Genomic DNA, 18,967 nt, shown 5'->3' with positions numbered 1-18,967 from the left:
CCTAGCCCTTCACGGAACCGATCAGCATTCCCTTGGCGAAGTGCTTCTGCAGGAAGGGGTAGAAGACCAGGATTGGCAGGGTTGCCACCACGATCACAGCAAATTTGATGCCCTGTTCCGGCGGGATATAGGAGGGGTCCACGTTGCCGGTACCCAGGAGATCCGAAGCGGCCGTGACCTGGCGCAGGTACATCTGCAGGGTCCACATGTTGTTATCGCTCAGGTAGAGCAGGGGCGACATGAAGTCGTTCCAGATCCCCACCGCGTAGAACAGCGCGAACGTGGCCAGTACCGGCTTGGACAACGGCAAAAGGATCCGCCAGAGGATCCCGATTTCCGTGGCACCGTCCATCTTGGCCGACTCTTCCAACTCGGCCGGGAGCTCCTGGAAGAAGTTCTTGATGATGATCAGGCTGAACGGGTTGATGGCCGCCGGCAGGATAAGGGCCCAATACGAGTTCAGCAGGCCCAGGTCCTTGACCAGCAGGAATGTGGGAATCATGCCGCCGGAGAACACCATGGCGAAGACCACCAGGGACATGATCAGCTTCCGGCCCCGCAGGTTCTTCTTCGCCAACGGGTAGGCCATGGTCACGGTCAGGATGAGCTGGATCAGGGTGCCCACCAGCGTGACCAGCACAGTGGTGATCAGTGCCCGGGTGAAAGCCGGCGTGGAGAAGATGTACTCGTAGGCGCCCAGGGTGAATTGCTCGGGCCAGACGAAGAACGCCCGCCGGGTGATCTCGGCTTCGTTGGCGAAGGACCCGGCGATCACATAAATGAACGGCAGCAGGGTGATGATGCCGATCAGGCTCAGGAAGACGTAGTTTGCGGCATCAAAAACCCGTCCGCCGCGGGTGTTGTGAATCTTCATTAGAACAATCCGCTCTGGTTGAACCGCTTGGACAGCCAGTTGGTGCCGAAGATCAGCACGATGCCCACCAGGGACTTGAACAGCCCGACGGCGGTGCTGTAGCTGTAGGCGCCTTGGGTGATGCCCACGAAGTACACGTAGGTATCGAAGACGTCGGCCACGCTGCGGTTGAGTGCGTTGGTCATGAGGTAGATCTGCTCGAAGCCGGTATTGAGCATCTGTCCGATGGCCAGGATGAGCATCACGATGATGGTGGACCGGATGCCCGGCAGGGTGATGTGCCAGACGCGACGGAACCTGCCGGCGCCGTCGATAATTGCCGCCTCATACTGGTCCTGGTCCACGGTGGCCAGCGCGGCGAGGAAGATGATGGTTCCCCAGCCGGTGTTCTTCCAGATTTCCTGGAGCACGATCAGAGGCCGGAACCAGTTGGGATCGGACAGGATGTCCACATTGGTGCCGAAGAGTCCGTTGACGAACTGGAACAACGGCCCAATATCCAACGCGAAGAGCAGGAAGCTCAGCGAGGCCACGATGGTCCAGGACAGGAAGTGCGGAATGTACACCAGTGTCTGGACGGTGCGCTTGAGCACCGACAGGCGGACCTCGTTGAGCAGCAGCGCCAAAATAATGGTCAAGGGGAATGCGATCCCCAGGTTCAGGAAGGCCAGGATCAGCGTGTTGCCCAGCAACCGGGGAAAGTCCGGGTTTGCGAAGAAATCCGTGAAGTTGGTGACGCCCACCCAGGGGCTGCCATTGACGCCCAGGAACGGAACGTAGTCCTTGAAGGCGATGGACACGCCGTACATGGGTCCGTACCGGAAGATCGCGAAGTACAGGACTCCGGGCAGCAACAGCAGATACAGCCACTTGTAATGCGCGAAGTGGACGGCGAACCCGCGCCGCCGCGCCGGGGCGGGCGGCGTGGTGGCCGCCCGCTCCGAGGCTTTGGCTTCTACAACGGGGGCTGTCACTTCTTGTTGTCCTGCCAGAGCTTGTTGATTTCTTCCTTGACCTTGTCACCGCCGCTGGTGTTCCACAGCTTGATGGCGTCCTTCAAGCCCTGCTCGTCGATCTGCCCTGCCAGGTACTTGATGCGGGCATCGGCCACGATGTTGTCCAGCTGGGCACCCTTGGCAACATAGGTGGGCGAAACGAACGCAGCTGCCGGGTTGTACACGGCGCTCTTGAGGTCCTCGGCCATGACGGCGACGCGGTCGTCAAAGACTTTCTGCTCATACTCGGAGGCCTGCTTGACGGGGTAGAAGTTGTTGCCGGTGACGTTGGTTCCCAGCTGGGCGAAGCTCTTGATGTCCGTGTTGACCACCTTGCCTTCCGGGGTCTCGGGCTTGATGGTGGCGGCGAGGCCTTCCTCCACCGTGAAGTTCACGCCCTCGATGCCGTTGTTCATGAGCACGGCAACTTCCTTGCTGTTCAGCTTGTCCAGGAAGGTGAGGACGTTCTTCAGGTCTGCCTCGGTCTTGACGCTGGCTTTGGGAATGGCGAGGAAGCCGGAGTAGCCGTCGGTGGGGTGGGCGTGCAGCTCACCGTCCGGCCCCTTCAGGCTGCCCACAAAGCCCACCTTGTTCTCGAAGTCATTCGGGTTGGCTTGCTTGAACAGGTTGATCAGTACGCTCACGCGGGAGTCGACGTCAACGATGATGCCGCCCTTGCCGTTGAAGAACGGCTCGTTCCACTTGGTGCCGTCAAACGTGGCGAAATCGGGGTTGATGAGTTTCTCGTCCACCATCTTCTTGACGAACCGGTTGGCCTCCAGGAATTCTTCGGTTTCGAAGCTCGGGACCAGCTTGCCGTCACGCTCGGTCCAGCGGTTGCCGGCGCCGTACCAGGTCTCGATCAGGTCGTACGGGCTGTTGGTTCCCAGCGCGCCCCATTTGGGGATGGTGATGCCGTAGGTGTCGTTCTGGCCGTTGCCATCCGGGTCCTGCTCGGTGAAGGCCTTGGCCACGTTGTAGAGATCTTCGGTGGTCTCGGGCGCTTTCAGCCCCAGCTTGTCCAGCCAATCCTGACGGAACATGACCGCAGCGCGGATGGGGTTGCGGCCGCGGTACACACCGTAGACCTTGCCGTTGACGCTGGCGTTTTGCTGGACCTCGGGGAAGGTGGTGGTGAGGTTGGGGTAGTCCTTCAGCTTGTCCGTCAGGTCCCAGAAGGCGCCGGCCTCAGCGTTCTTGACGAAGCCGGGCGTCTTTCCCTGGACCACCAGGACGTGTGGGATCTCCGATGATGCCAGCGTGATGTTCATTTTGTCTTCGTACGACGCGTTGGGCGTCCACGTGATGTTGACGTCCTTGCCCGTCAGCTCTTCGAGCTTCTTCTGCACGGCGCCGTCGGCTGTTGGCGGCTGCGCCTCCAGGAACGGCGCCATGATCTTGACGGATGAGAGGTCCGATGCCGGCGCTTCGCCACCACAGGCGGTCAGCGCCAGGGATGCGGAAACGACGACGGCGGCGGCCAGCGTGTGTTTTCTACGGATCATTTTCTTACCTGCTCCACTTCATCGGGGTTGGTGTCTTTCGACTCTTGGTTTGACGGCACACCCGGGAACCTTTTAATGCTCCACATGTGCTGGCCACTTGCATCTTGATACGTTTCATTAGTACTCACGCCGGAGGCGCTGGAAACGAGTTCACTGCTTCCTTGAACATCGAGGGAGCGGTGAAGGATCGGCGGCCCGCTCAAAGCGGGACTGGCGCGGTTGAGCTCAGACAAGGCTGGCCTCCGTACTGTGGGTCGTGGTGGAAACAGGGCCGGCGCCGGACTGCGCGCTGGCGGCAGCTGCGGCCGGCGGTGGGCTGGCCGCGGACGCGGGACCCGATGCTGCGCCGCGGGCGGCCGCATCGCCGACGGCGGCTGCCATCGCCTCATCGTTGGCCGTAAAGAAACGGTCGCAAAGCCATCCCGTGACATAAAGCCACGCACCAATACCGAAGAAAGGAATCAGCCCCGGAATCGACCGGCACACGAACAGGGCGGCCGCCGTGACGAACAGGAGAATCACAGTTCCCGCCAGGTGCCGCACCGCAAAGCGTGAGGACATCAGGAAGTACTGGGGAAGGGAAAGCTCATAGCGGGCGAACATCGGGAACAGGTAGCAGACCGTGCCGGCGGCAAAGAGGGCCGCCATCAGGATTCCGGCGGAAGCGATCTGCGAGCCAAAGTCCCAGCCCGCCGAGAAGTAGGCCCAGTTCAGGCTCAGGGCGACACCCACAGCAATGAGGGGCAACCCCAAGGCGTTGCCCTTGGCGAAGTTCTTGAAATACTCCCTTGCGAAGCGCCGCATCAAGGGCGCAGCATTTCCCCGCACCTTGTCGCGGACCAGGACGTGGGCCGCAGCGGTGCTGGGCCCGACACCCAGGACAACCCCACCGAGGACAGTGAAGGCAATCCACAACACGTTCAGGCAAGCAATCCACACGAGCGTGTCGAAGAGCGTGTAGGCACGGAAACCAAATCCACCAGAGGCCATGGCGCTCCCCCTTTCTCCATCGTTGCAGAACAGGCCCGCGTGACCGTGAGTGGCAGTCGTCAAGGAGTCTCACCACAGCCGCTGGAGCCGGTCAGTCGGGGTTGGCCCACGTGGGCCATGTCACTAAGTAAACGCTTTCCCGTCAACTTAGACGCTGGGTAAGGGTGGAGTCAAGATGATTCTTGAATCGTTACATTTGCTGGGATCCCGCGCTACACTGGGCGGAGCCGGAACTGGGAAAGCGCTTGCTGGGTATAGCCTGAACCCGCCGGACCACTTTCGTGAATACCTTGACGACGGCGTCACAGCCTTCGTTGCAGCGCCAGCAGAGGAGAGCCATGGACACCCCTTCCATCGAGTCCATCACCAGCCCGAACCCCCGCGGGGATTCGCCTGCACTCGGAGAAAAGGCGGCGACCGGAGCAACCCAGGCCAAGGGATCAGCCCCAGCACCTCGGACCGGACCGGCCCGGATTGCCTTGGTAGGTGTCCACGGCTTCGGAACGCATCACCTCCACAATCTGGAACGGCTCAGCGCACAGGGAGCGGTGGAACTCGTCGCCGTGGCCGACCCCAATCCCCCGTCCGCAGGAGCCCTGCCCGAAAATACCGCTGTCCACGAAAACCTGGACTCCTTGTTGGCAGGTGACCACCGCCCGGACATCATCATCGTGGCGACCCCCATCCAGACCCACGCCCCTTTGGCCCTTTCCGTGCTCGCTTCCCAGGCCGACCTCTATCTGGAGAAGCCTCCAGTGGCCTCCATGAATGACTTCCTCCGCCTCCAGGACGCGGCAAACGCAGCCGGTCGCAGTGTCCAGATTGGATTCCAGAGCCTCGGTTCCCAGGCACTTGCAGCGTTGGCGGAGCTGGCAAACGGCGGCGCCACGGAAGAGCTTCCCGGCATCGGCACCCTCAAGGGCATCTCTGCCACCGGCCGTTGGGTGCGCGACCGGGCTTACTACAAGCGCTCACGCTGGGCGGGCAAGCGCAGCCTCGATGGCGTGGACGTGGTGGATGGAGTTGCAACCAATCCCTTGGCCCATGCGATCGCGACTGCGTTGCGCATTGCCGGAGCCCGCCAAGCGGAGGACCTCGCCTTCGTGGACACGGATCTCTATCGCGCCAACGACATTGAAGCGGACGACACCTCAGTGATCCGCATGAAGACCGTGGACGGACTGCCCATTACCTGCGCCCTCACTCTCTGCGCCACTGAATCGGTGGAACCGTACGTCACGCTGCACGGGACCGAGGGAACGGCCGTATTCCACTACACCGAAGACCGCGTCACAGTCAGCACGGAAGCTGGTGACACCACCCATGTCTTCGGGCGGGACGATCTCACCGAGAACCTGCTCCAGCACCTCACCGACGGCGTGCCCCTGCTCAGCCCGTTGGATCACAGCGGCGCCTTCATGCGCGTCGTGGAAGCCATCCGGACTGCCGAGGCACCGGCTTTGATTCCCACGGAATACGTGACGTGGGTTGGAACGGGCGATCAAGCCCATGCCGTGATCCCGCACATCGAAGACATCCTGAAACGGGCCACGCTCGCCCATGTCACGTTCTCCGAGCTCGGCCTCCCTTGGGCACGGCCAACCTCCGCTGGCACCGAGGCTCTCTTCACTCCGGGCGGTGCCGGAAGCGATGGTCCAGTTGCAGTCCTCCGCAGTGGAAGCGGCCTTGATACTGCGTTGTCGCCGAGGCCTTACCTTCATCCGGTGGCCACTCCGGGCGGCGTTGTAGTGACGGATCACCTGGCGTCGGACCATGTCTGGCATCTCGGCGCGGGATTCGCGCTGCAGGATGTCAACGGCAGCAACTTTTGGGGCGGCCGTAGCTATCGACGGACCGCGGGAAAATACCTGGACTTGAACGACCACGGCAGGATCGGGATCGCGGGAATCACTCGCGGGTCGGAACACACCAGGGCGGACCTGCACTGGCTCGGAGCCGATGGCGGGTTGCTCCTGGAGGAGTGCCGCACTTTCCGCCGTACTCTCATCAACCCGAGCACGTGGCGAATGGACATCACAACGGAGCTCACCGCCGTCGTGGATGCCGCGCTGGGGAGCCCAGGGTCCCACGGTGCGGCCGGAAGCGGCTACGGCGGCTTCTTCTGGAGGCTTCCTGTCAATGCGTCGACGCGCATCTTTTCCTCCACAGCCGAGGGCGAACCCGCCGTGCACGGCTCAGTGACCCCGTGGCTGGCATGGACTGGAGAGTTCGACGGCGGCCCTGCAACATTGGTGTTTGGCGCACCGGCCGAGTCCCCCGACCCATGGTTCGTCAGGTGCAGCGGCTACCCGGCCGTCGGTTCGGCACTGGCCTGGGATACGGCCAAGATGCTTGCCGCGGGCGAGTCCCTCACCCGCTCCTTCACGGTGTGGATCAGCGACGGAACACTGGATATGGGGGAAATCGAAGGGTTGGTGGCCAGCCGATGAGCTCCGGTGCCACACGATCACCACTGGCCGCCACGAACCTCACGGTCGAGGGCCTGACACAGTGTTTGATGGCACCGGCCGTGCCAAGGTTCGGTTGGTTGCTTGATGCAGGCCACTCCGCGAGCGCGGGGCAATCATTCCAGGCCGCCTACCGCCTCCGGGTGATGGACCGCGCGGGAACAGAAGTGTGGGATTCGGGCACGGTTGTCACGGACCAGCAGCACCACCTTCCCTACACAGGCCCGGAGCTGACCCCGGACAGCGACTACCAATGGACGGTGCAGCTTACCGACTCCACCGGCGCTGTGGGTGAACCCTGCGCTCCTGCCGCTTTCAGCACGGGTCTCTTCAAGTCCACCGCCAACAGCTGGGCTGCGGAGTGGATTCACCGCGAACCCGGCGGACGTGCACCACTGGAACAGGTGAATGGACTGCTGCGGGTGAGCGGCTCGCCTTATCTTCCGTGGCCAGCCCTACCCAACGGCACCACCACTATTAGTGCCCGTTTCCGCCTGCGGCTGGGTACCGCGGGAATCCTCCTTCGCAGTGAAGGCCCTGGTTCAGGTCTGTTGCTGGAGATCAAGCCGAACCGCTCTGCCCTCCTGCGTCCCGCCCCCGATTGGGAGATCGGCGCAATGTCGGCCCCGATCACTCAACCATTGGCCGAAACGCCGGCCTTTGAAGCAACAGCTTCTTCGCGCGCCGGCGCTCTGCCCGAGGACGGCTGGCAGGACCTGGTGGTCACCGACGACGGGCAGCGCATCACTGTCAGCATCGACGGTGACCTCGCCCTGGACGCCGTAGTCCCCGGCAACACCTCCACGGGCATCGCATTCCATCAAGGGCCACGCAGCCAGGCGGAGTACTTGTCGGTTCGAGTCCAGGGTGGCGGGGCTACCCTCCTGGAAACTGACTTCACCACACCCGGCGCCCTCAACGGCTGGACCACCACCACTCCCCTCCGCCAGCCCGACGAGTGGACTCTCGTAAAAGCCACCTTCAACCTCAAGCGTCCCGTGGTCCGTGCCCGTCTCTACGCTGCCGCGAGCCACCACGCCGCGTTCACCATCAACGGCAGCCCGTGCCTGGAGACCACCAATTTCGGGTACCCGGGCGAGCAGTTCTACAACGCCGCCGACGTCACTGGCACACTGCCGTCGAGCGGTACCGCCACCTTGACCGCCGTCGCCCATTGGTATGGTCCCGGCCAGGGCCGCGCCGCCAGCCGCCCCGGCCTGCTGGCCCAGATGACAGTGGAGTACGACGACGGCACCCGGGACGTGTTCGGATCAGGGCCCGGGTGGCTGGTGGCCGAAGGTCCGTATCGGCAGAGCGGATACCGAAACGACGAGGGCGATCCTATCGAGCATTTCGATGCGACGGCCTGGCTGGAACCACAGCAATGGCACCCGGCCATCTCCCTCGGAACCCACCCGGTCCCCGACTTCCCACACCTGCGACCCAACGATGCGGGCGTCGCACGTCACTACACGGCCGCCGTCGACATTTTCACGGCCGACGACGGAACCCCTGTGGCGGACTTCGGCGCAGTGATTCCAGGGCGCCCCGTGGTGGACTTTCTCCGTGGGGAGCAGGGGCGGACCGTGATGCTCCGGGCAGGCTACAACCTCCGGGCCGACCGTCGCGTGGACACTGGAAAGACACCCAGCCAGAACACGGACATGTCGTTCCCCTTTACTCAGGGAGACGGTCCGCAACGCTACGAGGCGGCCGTGCACCTGGGCTTCCGCTACCTCGAAATGCCTGGCATGGAGCTCGCAGACCTCGGCGCGGTCGGCGCAACAGTGATCCATGCCGAACACCCGTCCGAAGGCACCTTCCACAGCTCCGACGACACCCTGAACAGGGTCTTCGCCCTCCTCCGGAACTCAGCGTTGTTCGGCGTGCAGGAGCAGTTCGTGGACACGCCCACCCGCGAGAAGGGCCAGTTCCTGGGCGACGCCGTGAACATCTCGTACGCCACCATGGCCCTGTTTGGTGAGCGTCACTTCACGGCCAAAGCGTTGCGCGAATTCGCGGGATCTGCCAAGCGCTACTGGCAGGATCCTGCTGAGCGTGGGCGTTACAACGCGGTCTACCCCAACGGCGACGGGAAGCGCGACATCCCGGATTTCTCGCTCATGATGCCCGAATGGGTGGAGGACTACCACCGGCTCAGCGGGGATGGTGCGCTGGTCCGGGAGCTCCTCCCCTGTCTTCAGGACACGGCGGAGTACGTGCTCCGGCACATCCCGTCGGATGGCCCCACCGACGGGCTGGTCACCGATCTGGGTGGCGGCGGTGGTCCCTACCTCCACGGCATCGTGGATTGGCCGGCGCCGGGCCGCTTCGGCTACGACATGGACTGCGCGGCGCGCACCACAGTGAACGCCCAGTCGTGGTCAGTGCTCGACGCCGTCAGCCGGCTCTGCGCGTCCGCTGGCCTTGCGCCCGGGGCCGCCCGGTACAGGGAAGCGGCGGCATCGCTGGCTGGACGGATCAACTCGCAGCTCAGGGTGGACGGCGTGATGGTGGACGGCTTGTACGCCGACGGCCGCCCCAGCTTGAATGCTTCCCAGCACGCGACCTCTTTCCCGTTGTCGCTGGGGATCACTCCCGCTGAACACGTGGCGAAGGATGCCGAACGCATCGCCGGGATGGGGATGCGGCAGGGTCCCATGACCGTGCACCGGCTGCTGCGTGCGCTGCTCTCCCAAGGGCGGGTGGACGATGTCTTGGATCTCCTCACTGACCCCAGCCAACCCGGGTGGGCGCGCTTGCTCGAAGCCGGAGGGTCCTTTACCTGGGAGGCCTGGGAGCTTGATGAGGGCACGGATTACAGCCAATCCCACGCGTGGTCAGCCTCCGTGGTCCGGGAGATCCTTGAGTACCTCCTCGGTGTCCGCGTCACCGCACCGGGGGCGTCCGCCGTCGTGATTCAGCCGCCGGTATGCCGACTGGAAGCTGCCGGGGGAAGCGTGCCCACCCAGCGCGGATTCATTGCTGTCTCCTGGCGTCGAACGGCCGCTGGCATGGAGTTGGAGTGCACCATCCCCGCTGGCGTTACTGCCCAGGTGGTCCTCCCGGAGCAGACCATCGACGTCACCCCGGGAACGTGGCATTTCACGCCGCGAGGTGACACTTAATGCCAATGTTCCTTCTCGGAACTGTCATCACGTGCCACCCCGCGTGCCCGATCAGGGACTAGCCCAGCGCGCTCTTCGCTTCGTCCATGGCCTTCTTGGCAGCTTCTGCGGGTGACATCCGGTTGAAGTGCACTTCCACGCCGTAACGGCCAAAGGCCTCGACGGCGGAACTGGAACCTGCCGGCGGCACGGGCACTGAGTCTCCCAGTTCGGAGGAGATTTCGTCGATGAACTTGGCAGTGGCGGCGTCCTCCGGCGTCAGCTTGGGAAGGACAGCGGCACGGACCTCCGAGTTGCCCGGAATACCCCGGTCTGCCAAGGCAATTTCGCCGGCCTCCACATTGTTGGCGAGGAAGTCGATGAACTTCTGCACCTCAGCCGGGTGCTTGGTCCGGGAACTCGCGGACCAGAACTGGGATGACTTGTAGAACTGCTTTGCGCTGGCGGCATTGCCGTCCGTGCTCGGCGGGCGGTGGATCTCAAGCGGCTGGCCCGAGGCTTTGGTGAGGGCGCTCAGCTGGTTGGACCAGTACCAGGCAAGTCCAAACCTGTTGGTGGCCAGGCCCTGCTGATCCACCGACGCTGTGGCGTCCTCGGTCATCACTGAAGCGGGAGGCACCGCCTTGGAATCGCGGAGTTCGGCCTGGTATTCGTACCAGCCCGTGAGGTCGCCCTCGTCAAAGCCGAACTTGCCGTCGGAGGTAAACAGCGATTTGCCGTGCTGGCGGAACCATAGGTTCATGGGAGCGTCGCCGCTGACGGCACCCGAGCCATAAACACCGCTCTTGCTGCCTTCGGTGATGGAGGCAGCCGTCTTGTTGTACTCATCCCAGGTCCACGTCTTGTCATCGGGCAAGGTGACACCGCTGGCTGTGAGGAGCGAAGGGTTCGCCAAGACTACCTGGGCGTTCACGCCTGCAGTGACGGCGTACTGCTTGCCTTCAACCTTCCCGGCATCTGCCACGGCAGGGTCGAACTTGCCGAGGTCCACATCCTTCAGTTCGAGGAGTGCCCCGCGTTCGGCGTACTCACCCAGGTAAGCGGCGTCCATTTGGATGATGTCCGGGGCGTCCTGCGATGCGACCTGGGTGGCCAGCTTGTCCCAATAGCCGGACCAGTCGCCGTACTCACCTTTGACCTTGATGGTGGGATTTTCCGCTTCGAAAGCGTCAATGAGTTTTTGGGTCATCTTGTGGCGAACATCCGAACCCCACCAGCTGAAGCGAAGGGTGACGGTTCCATCGGAGGAGGCTTGCTGGGAGCCGCCTCCACAACCGGTCAACGTGATGGCGACGGCGGCTGCGGCCGCTGCTACTTTCGCGGCTAATTTTCTGCGTGCTCGAGGAGACATCAAACGTCCTTATCTGAGTCGTGCGCTACGGGGAGAAAACGCTTTCTCAGCCTAGGTGTGCGCTACATCACTCGTCAAGGGAGTTTTTGTTTGTTTGAGCTATCACTTTTAACAAAAGCGCTCAGACTGCCGTGCGGGTGCGCCGGGCTGAATACCTCCACAGCAGGAGCCCAATCACCACTGCAGACGCCATGCCCAACGCCCCTGTGACCACCAGCCCGGCTCGTACGCCGAAGTCCTCCGTCAGCCAGCCGGCAAGCAGCCCACCCAAAGCGTGACCGCCCAAAAGCAGCGGAAAGTAGAGGGCAAGAACCCGGCCGCGTACGCTTGCACCCGCTTCAAGCTGCACTGCGGTGGCTGCACTGGTGAGGAACACCAGCGTCATGAAGCCAACCACAATCAACATCACCACGAACCACTCCTGCGTGGGCATCAGGGCAGCGAGCAACTGCGTCAGCCCGAAGAGTCCAGCACTGGCAACGATCCCCTTACGGCCAAACCGCTTGATCCGTGTAGCCACCAGCGCACCAGCCAGGGCGCCCAACGCACTGACCGTATTGAAGAGACCGAAACCGGCAGGACCGCTATGCCACACACCGTCCGCAAAAGCGGCGAGGACCACGGGGCCGTTCATTCCAAATGCGCCCAGCAAGCCCGCCAGGAGCATCGTCAGCAGGAGGGGAGGTCGTGCCCGGACAAAGCGGAACCCGGCCAGGATCTGACCTTTGCGCGCCGTGGGATCAGGAGATTCGGGAGAATGGTGCAGCTCGTCGGGCCTGATGGATGCAATCATCACCAGGACCGCCACCCCAAGACAGGCGTTGGCAGCGAACGCCGCCGCTGGTCCAGCCTGGGCAATGACGACGCCGGCCAGGGCAGGTCCGGCCATGGCACCCAGTTGGCCAACGGCGCTGTTCAGGCCAATTGCTGCTGGCAGCCCGGCATCGCCCACCACCTCATTGACGAACACCTGGCGTGCCGGTCCATCAATGGCACTGGTGATCCCCAACGCGATGCAGGAGGCGTAAACCACCCAAACGTCGCTGCCGCCCATCGCGTTCCATACAGCCAGGCCGGCGGCCAGCAATGCGGCGACGGACTGGCATACCAGGAGGATGCGGCGTTTTGGGAAAAGGTCCACCAGAACGCCACTGATGGGGCCCACTACCAGCATGGGAAGGAACTGGAGCGCGACGGCGAGGCCCACTGCGGCCGGGCTTCCTGTCAACTGCAGCACCAGCCAATCCTGCGCCAACCGCTGCATCCACACGCCACCGCTCCCCACCAGGGACAGCGCGACGAAGACCCGGTAATTGTGGTGCCGCAGCGGGTAGTGCCAGGACTCCATGGAGCGGGCACGCGCTGCTGGAGCTTTGGTGGATTTGGGGCGCAGTGGGAACGGGCGCGGCGACACGGGGCGGTCTGCTCGATTCAGCGGGTTGGGGGCGGATTCTTATGGAGTTTTTGTACAGCTAATGCCCTTAAGGAGGCTCCTAAAGGGCATTAGCTGTACAAAAACTCAGCGATGGGAGCGGATCTTGATGGCTGCCGCGGCCAGGACCAGGGTCCCGGGCACGATCACGAACAGGGCCTGCAGCATCCAGACGAAGACAACGGTCATGAAGACGGCCGCGAGCAGGAGGAGCGAACCACTCCAGTCGCGCAGCGAATCAGCTTTGGCGCTGGCGTAGGCGGCAGCCCAGCGTTGCTGGCCCGGTACCTCAACAGGCTGCTGGCCTGCATCGCCGTCCCAGTTCACCCCGCCGCTCCAGTTGGCGGCGATCCGCAGGAAGAGGACCGCCCCTGCCGCGGCGAGAATCAGGGTGGCGGGCAGGATGGCTGCCCGGCCGGGCAGTTGACCCACCAGAGCGAGCAACAGGTTCAAGACAATCACGACGGCGGCTGCCGCCGTCGTGATTCCCATCTTCCAACTGCCTGGAAGCGCGCGGCGGAAGTTCCCCCACAAGCTGCGGAGGGAATCGTCCCTGCCGCTGAGGTGCCTCTCCAGGTGCGCGACGCCGGCCGCATAGGCAGCCGGCGCCGTCACCAAGGGGACGGACAAGAGGAGCACGATGACCCCCGCAAGGATGGTCTCGGCGAAGAGGGCAAAGCGGTTGACCGGGATGCCGGGCTTCCCCGACGACTTGCCGGTGGCGTTCATGGTGCTCATCTTTCAGTACTCGTTTCCGTGTCCGTCAGCCTTTGAGGCCCTGTGTTGAAACGCCTTCGACGATGTAGCGCTGGAAGACGAGGAAGAAGACCAGGACGGGCAGGAGCGCCAGTACGGACATGGCGATCATGGCGCCGTAGTCCGAGGATTGGGTCTGGTCCACGAAGAGCCGCAAGGCCAGGGGCAGCGGGTATTTTTCCGGAGTGTTGAGGTAGAGCAGCGGGCCCAGGAAATCGTTCCAGCTCCAAATGAAGGAGAAGATCGAGGTGGAAATCAGGGCCGGTTTCATGAGCGGGAGCATGATGGACCCGAAGATCCTCACGTGCCCTGCGCCGTCGATGCGGGCTGCCTCGTCCAGTTCGGCCGGGAGGCCACGCATGAACTGGACCATGAGGAACACGAAGAACGCGTCCGCGGCGAGGAACTTGCCGATCAGCAACGGCACGTAGGTGTCCACGAGGCCGAGCTGTTGGAACACGATGTACTGCGGGATGATCACCACGTGGAAGGGCAGGAGCAAGGTGGCGATCATCATGCCGAAGAACAGTCCACGGCCGGGAAAGTTGATCCTCGCGAACGCGTAGGCCGAGATGGACGCCGAGAGGACCGTTCCCACCACGGCGCCGACGGCCAGGATCAACGAGTTGGTGAAGAACGTCAGGGTGGAGACCCCGCCGATGCCTTCCATGGCGGTGGCGAAGTTATCGAAGCTGAAGTTATCCGACCACAACGCATTGTTGGCGCCGCCGATCTCGGAGTTCGGCTTGAAGGATGAGGCGATCATCCATAGGGCCGGGTAGAGGACCATCGCCACCAGGGCCAGGGCAATGATGTGGAAGATGGTGCTCTTGATGCGTTTGACCGTGCCGGACTCGGACTTCGGGTTGTAGACCGGCGCCGGAGTCGCGGGCGTTGTGGGTTGGTTTTGGGTGGGTGTTGCCATGGTTGTCATTTCGAATCACCGCTGTAGTGGACCCAGGACTTGGATGTCTTGAAGAAGATCAGCGTGATGATGCCGACCACGATCACCAGGAGCCAGGCCATGGCCGAGGCGTAACCCATCCGGAAATCGGAGAAACCGCGCAAGTACAGGTAGAGGGTGTAGAAGAGGGTGGAGCCTGCCGGGCCGCCCTCACCGTTGGAGATGATGTAGGCCGAGGCGAAAATCTGGAACGCATGGATGGTTTCCATCAGCAGGTTGAAGAAAATCACCGGGGAAAGCATGGGCCAGGTGATGTTGATGAACTTCCGGACCGGACCGGCGCCGTCCATCGACGCTGCCTCGTACAGGTCGGCGGGGATCTGCTTCAGGCCGGCCAGGAAAATCACCATCGGGGCGCCGAACTGCCACACGGTCAGCAGGATCATCATGCCCATCGTCATGTCCGGGTTGCCCACCCAGCCGCCAAGGTTGATCCCGAAGAAGGACAAGCCCTGGTCCACGGGACCGGAATCGCCGAACATGGCCTTCCACACGATCGCGATGGAGACCGACGCTCCGATCAGGGACGGTGCGTAGAACGCGGAGCGGTAGAAACCCTGGCCCTTGCGTTTGCTGTTGAGCAGCATCGCGATCGCCAACGCCGCCGCGAGTTTGAGCGGGGTACCGAAGACCACATACTGCATGGTCACGCCCACGGACTGCAGGAACCGTTCGTCCTGGAACAGCGAGGTGTAATTGTCCAGGCCGATCCACTTGGGGGCATCGAAGAGGTTGTAGTTGGTGAAGGACAGGTACAGCGAGGAAATCATCGGGCCCACGGTCAGGGCGATGAATCCCAGCAGCCAGGGCAACAGGAACGTGTAGCCGGCGCGGGCGTCCGCCCCGCGCCGCCGCGATTTACGCGGCTGCGAGGGAACGGACGCGGTGCGCCTGCTCAGGGTTGGGCTTTGAGTCACAAGATCAGTCCGTCAGTTGGGAAGGCCGGTTCAGACACAGAAGGTCTGCTTAGGCGTTCTGCTTGATGAGGTCTTCGGCTTCCTTGAACCACGCATCCGCTGCGCCGTCCACTGTGAGCTTGCCGTAGTTCAGGTCCTGGGCGACCCGCTTGAACGTGGACTCCAGCGTGCCGAACCCAACAATGGGCGGCTCCGGGGCGTCCTTGAGGTACTTCTCGATGGACTTCTCGTAATCGACCACAAGTTTGTCGGTGCCTTCGAACGTGGTCCCGTCGCGCTGGGTCTTCGACGCCGGAACACCGCGGGAGGTCTTGAAGATCTGGCCCACCTCGGGATCGTTGACCATGAAGTCAATGAACCGGGCAGCAGCGTCCTTGTACTTGGTCTTCGCGCTGGCCACCATCAGCATGGACGGCTTCAGGAACAGGCCCAGGTTCTCCGGATCATCCGAGGGAACAGGTACCAGCTTGAGTTCCTTCGCACCGGAGTCCGCGAGGTAACCGGCCATGAAGTTATCCCATGTCACTTCCGTGGCGGTCACGTTGGAGCCGAACGGGGACTTGGGCAGCAACTGCGTGGCCTTGTCCTCTCCTACAATGGCCCCGGTGCCGCGCAGATCCGCGGTCAGGTTGAACCACTTCTTCAGATCATCCTTGGAGAACCCAAGCTTGCCTTCGTCCGTGAAGGCCTTGATGTTGTTCTGCCGCAGCCAGATGTTGAAGTTCCACCAGATGCCGGTGTAGTCGGTGCCGCCGAACAACGTCCCGTTGCCCTTGGCGCCAACCTCGGCCAGGAACGCGTTGAACTCCTTGTAGGTCCAGGACCCATCCGGCTCCGCGATCCCCAAGGAAGCAAGCTTGGCAGGATCATAATAAACAGCAAAAGCATTCGTGCTGGTCGGGATGCCGTACGTCTTGCCACGGATCTGGCCCGACGGCAACAAAGACTTCTCGAAAGCGTCCGTGTTGACCTTCACCGTGCCCAGGTCAAGGAGCTGGTTCCGCTGGCCGTAGTCACGCAGGTAGGACAAATCCCACTGCATCACGTCCGGCAAGCCACCACCGGCAGCCTCGGTGGCGCGCTTCTGCCAATACCCCGCGAAGTCGGAGAAGTTGCCGTTGACCTTGACATCCGGGTTCTTCGACTCGAACAACGCAATAGCCTTGCGGGTACGCTCAGCGCGGTCGTCGTTGCCCCACCACGTGTACGTAATGGTCACGGGATTCTCCGCCGAACCAGCCTGCCCAGCGGTCGAGGACTGGCCACACGCGGCCAGGAATGCAGCAGATGCAGTGCCCAAAGCCACCGTGCCCAGGAACTTCCTTCTATCAATCATGAGAGCCTCCTTGCTCAGTTGGTGCAAGTTTGTCGAGTTATCTACAACGTGGCAGTGATCTCGCTTACACTCGTTCTGAATCGATACAATATCCCTAAACCGGGATCTGGGCAAGCGTTTTCCAAAGAGTACGTTTTCCCGGATACGCTGCACTCATACCTCCTGCACCACCCGCACCAGCCCGGCCAACTTGACGAAGGAGTCCCCCTTGACCTCCCCCGAAATCCCCCGCAGTCGATCTGTCTGGCACAGCGTCGACGGCCTCGCCTACGGGGGCGACTACAACCCGGAGCAGTGGCCAGAAGACATCCGGCTCGAGGACATCGAGCTCATGAAGGAAGCCGGCGTAAACTTCCTCAGCGTCGGTATCTTCTCCTGGGGACTCCTGGAACCCGCCGAAGGCACCTACGACTTTGGCTGGCTGGATGACGTGATGGACAACCTCCATGGCGCCGGCATCAAGGTGGCGCTGGCGACGGCCACCGCGTCACCGCCGGCATGGCTGGCCCGCAAGTACCCCGAAATCCTCCCCGTCACCGCGGAAGGAGTCACGCTGGAGCGTGGCTCGCGGCGCCACTACACGCCGTCATCCTCTGTCTACCGCCGCTACGCCACCGCCATGACACGCATGATCGCCGAACGGTACAAAGACCACCCGGCCCTGGCGCTCTGGCACGTTGACAACGAACTCGGCTGCCACGTTGGCGAGTTCCACGGCGAAGAAGACGCCGCCGCATTCCGCGCCTGGCTGGAACGCCGATACGGTTCCATCGAGGCCCTCAACGAAGCCTGGGGAACGGCCTTCTGGTCCCAGCACTACGCCTCATTCGAGGAAATCATCCCACCCGGCGCGGCCCCCACCACCCTCAACCCAGGCCAGCAGTTGGACTTCGCACGGTTCAACTCCTGGGTGTTCATCGATTACTACCGTGAGCTGCTGGCCGTGATCCGCGAGGTCACCCCGCAAATTCCGGCCACCACCAACTTCATGGTCTCCAGCGCCACCAAGACCCTGGACTACTTCGACTGGTCCAAGGACATGGACGTCATTGCCAACGACCATTACCTGGTGGCGGCGGACCCGGAGCGCGAAATCGAGTTGGCCTTCAGCGCCGATCTCACCCGCGGCGTAGCGGGCGGCCAGCCCTGGATCCTCATGGAACACTCGACGTCCGCGGTCAACTGGCAGCCGCACAACCAGCCCAAGATGCCCGGCGAAATGCTCCGCAACTCGCTGACGCACGTGGCCCGCGGAGCCGATGCCGTGATGTTCTTCCAGTGGCGGCAGAGCAAGGCCGGCTCGGAGAAATTCCACTCAGCCATGGTTCCGCACGGCGGCCGCGACACGCAGGTGTGGCGCAATGTGGTGGACCTCGGAGACGCTTTGGCCAAGCTGCAACCCGTCAGGGGCTCCCAGGTGGAATCACGGGTGGCGATCATCTTCGACTACGAGGCCTGGTGGGCGTCGGAACTGGATTCGCACCCGAACAATTCGCTGAAATACCTCGACACGATGCGCGCCTTCCACCGGGCTTTGTATCTGCGCGGGATCACCGCGGACTTCGTCCACCCCTCCGCCAACCTCGCCGGTTACGACCTCATCCTGGCCTGCACCCTCTACGCTGTGACGGACGCTGCGGCTGCTTCAATAGCCGCCGCCGCCGAGGGTGGGGCCACGGTGCTGGTCAGCTACTTCAGCGGGATCGTCGACGAACGGGACCACGTCCGCTTGGGCGGATACCCCGGCGCCTTCCGCGAACTCCTGGGCATTCGCAGCGAGGAATTCCACCCGCTTTTCCCCGGAACCTCCGTCACGTTGAGCGACGGATCCACGGGCTCCGTATGGAGCGAACACGTGCACGCGGACGCCTCGACGGAGGTTGTTGCCACCTTCACCGACTACCCGCTCGACGGCGTCCCGGCACTGACGCGCCGCGTTGTCGGAACCGGTTCCGCCTGGTATCTCGCAACGCTTCCCGACGCCGGAAGCATCGACTCCTTGACCGCGCGACTGGTGGAGGAAGCCGGGGTGACGGCCGTGGCCGAGGCGGCTGCCGGCGTCGAACTTTCCCGCAGGCGCGCCGCAGACGGCCGCAGCTTCCTGTTCGCCATTAACCACAGCCGGGAGGACGCCACCGTGAAGTCCGACGGCGAGGAACTCCTCGGCGGTGGTCGCTTCGGTGGCGTTGTACCCGCCGGAGCCGTGGCCGTCATCGCGGAAGACTGACACAACACGCAAGAACCGCGCCCC

General features: G+C 63.0%; 14 protein-coding genes. 3 read left to right on the top strand and 11 right to left on the bottom strand.

The window, feature by feature from the left end:
* Nucleotide 1 precedes the first annotated feature (1 nt).
* The 5 genes from LN996_RS12830 to LN996_RS12810 are packed head-to-tail and all read right to left on the bottom strand — an operon-like array spanning nt 2 to nt 4,364.
* A complete protein-coding gene (locus tag LN996_RS12830) occupies nt 2–874 on the bottom strand; it encodes a carbohydrate ABC transporter permease (RefSeq protein ID WP_231340764.1) in 873 nt (290 codons plus the stop codon).
* On the bottom strand, nt 874–1,848 hold the full coding sequence (locus tag LN996_RS12825; RefSeq protein WP_231340763.1) for a sugar ABC transporter permease: 975 nt from the start codon (nt 1,846–1,848) through the stop codon (nt 874–876). The genes LN996_RS12830 and LN996_RS12825 overlap by 1 nt, the downstream gene beginning before the upstream one ends.
* A complete protein-coding gene (locus tag LN996_RS12820) occupies nt 1,845–3,374 on the bottom strand; it encodes an extracellular solute-binding protein (protein WP_231340762.1) in 1,530 nt (509 codons plus the stop codon). The genes LN996_RS12825 and LN996_RS12820 overlap by 4 nt, the downstream gene beginning before the upstream one ends.
* Nucleotides 3,371–3,607, bottom strand: coding sequence for a hypothetical protein (locus tag LN996_RS12815; protein ID WP_231340761.1), 237 nt, complete (start codon nt 3,605–3,607; stop codon nt 3,371–3,373). The genes LN996_RS12820 and LN996_RS12815 overlap by 4 nt, the downstream gene beginning before the upstream one ends.
* Entirely contained in the window at nt 3,600–4,364 is a 765-nt protein-coding gene (locus LN996_RS12810; RefSeq protein ID WP_231340760.1) for a YesL family protein, read from the bottom strand. Before LN996_RS12810 ends, LN996_RS12815 begins: the two co-directional genes overlap by 8 nt.
* A gap of 338 nt (nt 4,365–4,702) precedes the next feature.
* Here LN996_RS12810 and LN996_RS12805 point away from each other — a divergent pair, with 338 nt between their 5' ends.
* Nucleotides 4,703–6,814, top strand: coding sequence for a DUF6807 family protein (locus tag LN996_RS12805; protein WP_231340759.1), 2,112 nt, complete (start codon nt 4,703–4,705; stop codon nt 6,812–6,814).
* Nucleotides 6,811–9,960 carry a family 78 glycoside hydrolase catalytic domain gene (locus LN996_RS12800; RefSeq protein ID WP_231340758.1) on the top strand — a complete coding sequence of 1,050 codons (3,150 nt, stop codon included), beginning with the start codon at nt 6,811–6,813 and terminating at the stop codon, nt 9,958–9,960. Before LN996_RS12805 ends, LN996_RS12800 begins: the two co-directional genes overlap by 4 nt.
* Nucleotides 9,961–10,018: 58 nt before the next feature.
* On the opposite strand, the gene LN996_RS12795 is transcribed toward LN996_RS12800, so the two are convergent.
* The 6 genes from LN996_RS12795 to LN996_RS12770 all read right to left on the bottom strand — a co-directional run bounded on the left by LN996_RS12795 (nt 10,019) and on the right by LN996_RS12770 (nt 16,716).
* The gene (locus tag LN996_RS12795; RefSeq protein WP_231340757.1) at nt 10,019–11,311 is read right to left on the bottom strand and encodes an ABC transporter substrate-binding protein; all 1,293 of its coding nucleotides are present in this window, start codon (nt 11,309–11,311) and stop codon (nt 10,019–10,021) included.
* 121 nt (nt 11,312–11,432) lie between these two features.
* Nucleotides 11,433–12,725, bottom strand: coding sequence for an MFS transporter (locus LN996_RS12790; protein WP_231340756.1), 1,293 nt, complete (start codon nt 12,723–12,725; stop codon nt 11,433–11,435).
* Nucleotides 12,726–12,830: 105 nt separating this feature from the next.
* On the bottom strand, nt 12,831–13,472 hold the full coding sequence (locus LN996_RS12785; RefSeq protein WP_231340782.1) for a Poxvirus protein I5: 642 nt from the start codon (nt 13,470–13,472) through the stop codon (nt 12,831–12,833).
* A 34-nt stretch (nt 13,473–13,506) separates the two neighbouring features.
* The gene (locus LN996_RS12780) at nt 13,507–14,433 is read right to left on the bottom strand and encodes a carbohydrate ABC transporter permease (RefSeq protein ID WP_231340755.1); all 927 of its coding nucleotides are present in this window, start codon (nt 14,431–14,433) and stop codon (nt 13,507–13,509) included.
* Complete coding sequence (locus tag LN996_RS12775; RefSeq protein ID WP_231340754.1) at nt 14,430–15,380, bottom strand: carbohydrate ABC transporter permease; 951 nt, start codon at nt 15,378–15,380, stop codon at nt 14,430–14,432. The genes LN996_RS12780 and LN996_RS12775 overlap by 4 nt, the downstream gene beginning before the upstream one ends.
* 49 nt (nt 15,381–15,429) lie before the next feature.
* Nucleotides 15,430–16,716 (bottom strand): ABC transporter substrate-binding protein, encoded by a 1,287-nt coding sequence (locus LN996_RS12770; protein WP_231340753.1) that lies wholly within the window; start codon nt 16,714–16,716, stop codon nt 15,430–15,432.
* A 208-nt stretch (nt 16,717–16,924) separates the two neighbouring features.
* On the opposite strand from LN996_RS12770, the gene LN996_RS12765 reads away from it, so the two are divergent.
* Nucleotides 16,925–18,943, top strand: a complete 2,019-nt coding sequence (locus LN996_RS12765; protein ID WP_231340752.1) for a beta-galactosidase — start codon at nt 16,925–16,927, stop codon at nt 18,941–18,943.
* Nucleotides 18,944–18,967 lie beyond the last annotated feature (24 nt).

It is taken from the genome of Arthrobacter sp. AK01 (assembly GCF_021109375.1).
Taxonomy (GTDB): domain Bacteria; phylum Actinomycetota; class Actinomycetes; order Actinomycetales; family Micrococcaceae; genus Arthrobacter.
The sequence above is the reverse complement of the archived record's forward strand: the minus strand, read 5'-3'. Positions and strand labels throughout refer to the sequence as shown.